This window comes from Bacteroides sp. DH3716P (genome assembly GCF_025914115.1).
Lineage (GTDB): Bacteria > Bacteroidota > Bacteroidia > Bacteroidales > Bacteroidaceae > Bacteroides > Bacteroides ovatus.
The window spans coordinates 6,575,181-6,577,807 of record NZ_CP083673.1 but is presented as its reverse complement, the minus strand read 5'-3'; the positions used below and the strand labels follow the sequence as shown (position 1 = coordinate 6,577,807).

The 2,627-nt window shown below is 39.6% G+C and carries 2 protein-coding genes and 1 tRNA gene; all 3 read left to right on the top strand.

Features of this window, described 5'->3' with window-relative positions:
• The first annotated feature begins 169 nt into the window (after positions 1 to 169).
• The 3 genes from KQP79_RS25460 to KQP79_RS25450 all read left to right on the top strand — a co-directional run bounded on the left by KQP79_RS25460 (position 170) and on the right by KQP79_RS25450 (position 2,094).
• Complete coding sequence (locus KQP79_RS25460) at positions 170 to 769, top strand: thymidine kinase (RefSeq protein WP_004299175.1); 600 nt, start codon at positions 170 to 172, stop codon at positions 767 to 769.
• A 21-nt stretch (positions 770 to 790) separates the two neighbouring features.
• A complete protein-coding gene (locus KQP79_RS25455) occupies positions 791 to 1,924 on the top strand; it encodes an AI-2E family transporter (protein ID WP_004306487.1) in 1,134 nt (377 codons plus the stop codon).
• Positions 1,925 to 2,018: 94 nt separating this feature from the next.
• A tRNA-Lys gene (locus KQP79_RS25450) sits at positions 2,019 to 2,094 on the top strand.
• Positions 2,095 to 2,627 lie beyond the last annotated feature (533 nt).

The following is a 2,627-nucleotide window of genomic DNA, read 5'->3' as shown; positions in this document are numbered from 1 at the left end:
TTGCTAACTCGTTACCACTGTTTCTCAAATACTCAGTTAAATGTTTATTCTTCAAACGGTTATATTAAACCGTTGAAAATCTAAAATAATGGATAATTTAACAGTTCTTGCACATTGAATTGCTTACCTTTGTCCACATATTTATTTAATCAAGAAAACACAAAATCTCATGGTATTATTTTCAGAAGACCACATACAGGAGACTAGAAGAAGAGGCCGGATCGAAGTAATCTGCGGTTCTATGTTCTCCGGAAAGACAGAGGAATTGATTCGCAGAATGAAGAGAGCGAAATTCGCGAAACAACGTGTCGAGATATTCAAACCTGCTATCGACACCCGTTATTCAGAAGAAGACGTAGTCTCTCACGACAGCCATTCTATCGCCTCCACTCCCATCGATTCGTCAGCCAGCATTTTACTGTTTACTTCTGAGATAGATGTAGTAGGTATTGATGAAGCACAGTTCTTCGACAGTGGTTTGATTGATGTATGCAACCAGCTTGCCAACAATGGAATCCGTGTTATCATTGCAGGATTGGATATGGACTTCAAAGGAAATCCGTTCGGACCTATGCCACAATTGTGCGCCATTGCCGATGAAGTCTCCAAAGTTCATGCGATCTGTGTGAAATGTGGTCAGCTGGCCTCTTTCTCACATCGTACAGTCAAGAATGAGAAACAGGTTCTTTTAGGCGAAACAGCCGAATATGAGCCTCTGTGCAGGGAATGTTATCTCCGTGCACGAGGGGAAGATGAGCAGAAAGTATAAACTCTATAAAAGAAACAGATTATGGAAAGGAAAAAGATAACATTCGACAGTTTTATACGCGGTTCCATCGGATGTGTGTTAGTTGTAGGAATATTAATGCTCGTGGAACGTCTTAGCGGAGTGTTATTACCTTTCTTTATTGCGTGGCTGATAGCTTATATGGTCTATCCGTTAGTCAAATTCTTCCAGTATAAGCTACGATTAAAAAGCCGCATTATTTCCATCTTCTGTTCCTTATTCCTCATTACGGTTATCGGAGTCACTTTATTCTACCTATTAGTGCCGCCGATGATTTCGGAAATAGGCAGAATGAACGACTTGCTAGTGACTTACCTCACCAATGGAGCCGGTAACAATGTGCCTAAGAATCTTTCTGAATTTATCCACGAGAACATTGATCTTCAGGCGTTGAACCGTGTATTAAGTGAAGAGAATATCCTGGCGGCAATCAAGGATACCGTCCCCAGAGTGTGGACTTTGCTTGCAGAATCTCTCAACATTCTATTCAGCATCCTTGCCTCTTTCATTATATTATTATATGTAATCTTTATATTATTGGATTACGAAGCGATAGCTGAAGGATGGTTGCATCTGCTACCCAATAAATACCGTACGTTTGCCTCCAACCTGGTTCACGACGTACAGGATGGTATGAACAGATATTTCCGTGGACAGGCTTTGGTTGCTTTCTGCGTAGGTATTCTTTTCAGCATCGGTTTCCTGATTATCGATTTCCCCATGGCTATCGCTCTGGGACTTTTCATCGGAGCATTGAATATGGTTCCCTACTTGCAAATCATTGGTTTCCTTCCCACCATTTTATTGGCAATCCTCAAAGCTGCCGACACCGGACAGAACTTCTGGATTATCATTGCATGTGCATTAGCCGTCTTTGCAATCGTACAAATCATACAGGATACCTTCCTTGTCCCCAAAATCATGGGAAAGATTACCGGACTGAATCCTGCCATCATCCTTTTATCTCTTTCTATCTGGGGTTCATTAATGGGAATGCTCGGCATGATTATCGCCTTGCCACTAACAACTTTGATGCTCTCCTACTACCAACGCTTTATTATCAACAAAGAAAAAATAAAATATGATGAAGTAGAAACTACTGATAATCAAGAAACAAGCCACAACGAGGAAAAATAATTGAAACTTTTTTCTACGTAATGCTTGCAAATTAAATAAAAGTAACTACCTTTGCACCTGCAATCAGGAAATAACTGATTCGCAAATAAGGATTGATTCGCTAGCTCAGCAGGTAGAGCACAACACTTTTAATGTTGGGGTCCTGGGTTCGAGCCCCAGGCGGATCACCAAAAACAAGATTAAGCCTCTGATTTTCAGGGGCTTTTCTTCTTATCCAAAGGCCTTATTCCCATTCTACTCTCCATTAAATATGAACAACAGAAAAAATTATATAGTCTACCTACAACAATCAGCCATGAAGCAGGAATGTCAAGACCCGAAGTAGAGGTACAAAAAAAAATTATACAGACTTACTCGACAGACAGAAACTGATTACTGAAGATAACCATTCCTCAGCCAATAAAAAGAAAAGCAATACACGCCACAACTTATTTTGCACAACTTGTTTGGAAAATAAAATATTTTTTCCTTACCTTTGTATTAGGATTTATTTCAAATCTTAATAAAAATAGAGCGTTAAGGCATTATCCAAGTTCAGGAAATCCCCAATTTCAAGACAACAACTGGATAATACATTGGACGCTCCACGTACTATTTATATATTAAAGTGTTATATATATAGGCGTGGGGCTTTGTGTATTATATGTTGTTGAGTATGGGGATACTTCTGAACGGTAATACCAAAGTTCCCACGCTTAACTTT